Source organism: Desulfobacula sp. (assembly GCF_021107415.1).
In genome coordinates this window covers 1-3,013 of sequence record NZ_JAIOSW010000246.1, presented here as the reverse complement: position 1 = coordinate 3,013, position 3,013 = coordinate 1, and the positions used below count along the sequence as shown (strand labels likewise).

The 3,013-nt window shown below is 43.4% G+C and carries 4 protein-coding genes; all 4 read right to left on the bottom strand.

All coding sequences use genetic code 11. From position 1 onward, the window contains the following. Positions 1–56: 56 nt before the first annotated feature. Positions 57–863 (bottom strand): selenium-dependent molybdenum cofactor biosynthesis protein YqeB, encoded by an 807-nt coding sequence (gene yqeB, locus K8S13_RS13420; protein WP_291463200.1) that lies wholly within the window; start codon positions 861–863, stop codon positions 57–59. Position 864: 1 nt separating this feature from the next. Continuing rightward, positions 865–1,599, bottom strand: coding sequence for a DUF364 domain-containing protein (locus tag K8S13_RS13415; RefSeq protein WP_291463198.1), 735 nt, complete (start codon positions 1,597–1,599; stop codon positions 865–867). Next, complete coding sequence (locus K8S13_RS13410) at positions 1,600–2,466, bottom strand: sulfite exporter TauE/SafE family protein (protein ID WP_291463196.1); 867 nt, start codon at positions 2,464–2,466, stop codon at positions 1,600–1,602. A 1-nt stretch (position 2,467) separates the two neighbouring features. Then, the coding region (locus K8S13_RS13405; protein WP_291463193.1) for a molybdopterin-binding protein at positions 2,468–3,013 on the bottom strand (546 nt) is incomplete at its 5' end.

The window sequence follows — 3,013 nt, the reverse complement described above, 5'->3', positions numbered from 1 at the left end:
TCACCAGATCTATAATTTGATCTATAATTTGGTCCATGACCAGACTTATGACCTGGTCAATGATTGTATTTTCTTAAAATGGCTTCCAGTACACTGCCGCCAATAGCCCGTGCTTTCTCTGAGACTGTAGTGCAATATTCAATATTTCCTCTGGGATCAATGTCACCGATTTTTAATTTGTCTGTGACGCTGATGTTATTTCTTATCTGCCCTCTTACGATACCGTCTATTTGAGTGATGACCGGCTTGTTATCAACATACCCAACCACATCATTTTTTTTGACAAGAGTGCCGATGGATAAAGAAGACGTAAAGATGCCTGTGCATGGTGCTCGAACAACCCTTTCTATGGTATACCCGTCTATATTGCCCGGGGCTCCGGTATTTGGTTCCGGGCAACCCTTTAAAATGATTCTTCCAAGGTTGTGGCCCCGGTTTGTTTCTATGGCCATATGAACATCTTTGCCTGCCTCAAATCCTGGACCAAGTCCGATAACCAAAGGGGCTTCTAAAAGATTGGTTCCCAGGTTTTTTTTGGCAATGATAGCATCAATCACCACATGCGGCCGGATCGCTTTAATGGATTCCCAGCCCGGGTCAACAATGACAGGAATACTATTGTTGTCCCAGGCAGCTCGGATATCATTCGGGTGCAGGACCTTTTTGGCCTTAAGACCTTCCACGATGATTTCTCCATCATGGATGGCCTCGCAGAAACTGACCTGTCGCCTCACAGCCATGGGATTTTGTATTTCCATCATAAAGATATGTTTAAAATTTGATTGAAAAAGACGACAGGCAAGGCCTGTAGCCATTTCTCCGGCACCTTTTACAGCGATGATAAGTTCTGAAATATTTTTCATTTTAATGTCCGTATTCACAAAAGGTTATAAGATTAAGGATTTTTGCGGGTGCTGTAATGGTCACTCCATAAAAAACAGCAGGTTTACCCGCATCAATGAAGTTTGAAATAGTGTTATTGACAATGGTTGAACCGGTTGCAAATATCCTGTCGCACCAGTTAATGGCATCTTGAGTATTTGCTGCAGATTCAATGGTGACAGTGAAAAATTTTTTTCCGATATTGTCCTCATCCAGATCAACCGCCCGAACCTGGCAGTAAGAAGCAAGTTTTTCAAGAAACCGTGGCTGGTGTCCAACCAGAAGCACTTTTGAATCTTTCGGGATAATGTCGGAAAGTTGTTCTGCACAAAGAACCGGCTCTTTGTCCTTACAGTGAATGGTCTTGTCCACAAGGCCAAGATGCCTGTAAACAGCATTCAACCCTGCAATAAAAGAAGCCCGTTTTCTGTTCGTGGAAAGATCCCCGGAAAGCTCCATGGACAAGAGATCTTTAACGCGATATGCCCTGTTTTCAAACTCATCCGTAAAGCTCTGGCCCTTTGCAGTGAGAAAATCGGCCTCAACCATGACCTCTCTGCCTTTGATAATGGGGTAGTCATCATGCTCGGGTGTCCCGATGGCCTCCAGGGCTGAAAGGGCCTTGCATGTAATGTCGATGGGCTGATCTGCGAGATCATGGGAGATGATTTTTTCTTCCAGAGCTTTTTTCAAAGTGTCATATATGCTATCCGACATTTATATCTCCTTATAGAGGCTTTCTCTTTTCTTTTTGCGGATTTTTATTGCCTTGAACGTCGGCTGTAACAAATATGTAAAGGCAATCATCATCAGTATAATGCCAAATGCTTGTTTAAGATAAAACCCCGGCAGCAGACCGGATATGGCCGAGCCTGTCACAGCACCTGCAAGGGACGGGAGGAACAAAGCCTTAAAAACCTTGAGATTTAAGTTTGCAAGTTTGTGGTGCATGAGTGTGGCAGAAGTTGTTAAAAAAAACATGGTGGTTAAAGACAGGCAGATGGCCTGGTGCATGTTAAAATCCATCACAATCACAAAAAACGGTACAATGAGCAGTCCGCAGCCAATCCCCAGCCATGTGGCAATGATACCGGTAATGATACCGAAAGCCATGATAAAAATGGCCTCATGGGTCCAGGAGATCTCATTCAGGCTGGAAAACATTAAAAATGGAAAATCTGCAAATTTTAAGATTCGAAGGCTTGCAATGAGAAGAAAAACGGCAAAAATCCATTTAAGCCATTGGTTATTCCATTTATGAATAAATTTTGAACCTATTATAGTACCCAAGATACACATGGGAATAAAAACAAGAAAATATTTGCCCGAAGGAGGATTGGAAAAAATAAATAAATGTGATACCGCCCCTGCAAATGTGATGGGGATAATGGCTGCAAGGGAAGTCGCCGCTGCCCGCTTAAAATCAAACTTAAAAACAGATATGAATGTGGAAACAAATATGGTTCCTCCGCCAATACCGATACCGGCACTGAAAAGTGCGACAAAAAAGCCCAGCAGGCTTAGTGCTGTTTCAGGAAGATTTTTGGATGTCTTTAATTGGGGCATAATGGCATCATTCCACATTTTATCTTCCAAATGAACAGACAGGATAGTGACAGACCTTGCAGTTCATGCACAACCCGCCGTGCCCCATGGCTGCAATATCATCTTCCTTGATTTTTTCTCCGGCAAGGACTCTTGGAAAAATCAGATCAAACACGGTCTGCTTATAATAAAATACGCAGGCAGGCAGACTGATAACAGGAATATCAGCAAGCATTGATATCATGAGCATGGCTCCGGGAAGAACAGGACTGCCGTAAAATGTAACATCGGCTCCTGTTCTGATAACCCCCTGGCGGGTAACATCATCCGGGTCAACGGAAAGTCCTCCCGTGGTGATGATCATCTCACACCCCAGTTTTTTTAATTCCAGAATCGCACTGGAAATGGCTGTAATTTCATCGGGCACAAGGATTTTTTTGATAAGTTGGCATCCGGCATCTGTAATTTTTTTGCCCACGGATGGACCGAAATCATCTGTGATCAGACCGTTAAAGACTTCAGAACCCGTTACCACGGCACCGACTTTCAAGGATTTGTAAGGCTTGACCGAAAGAATGGTTCCTGT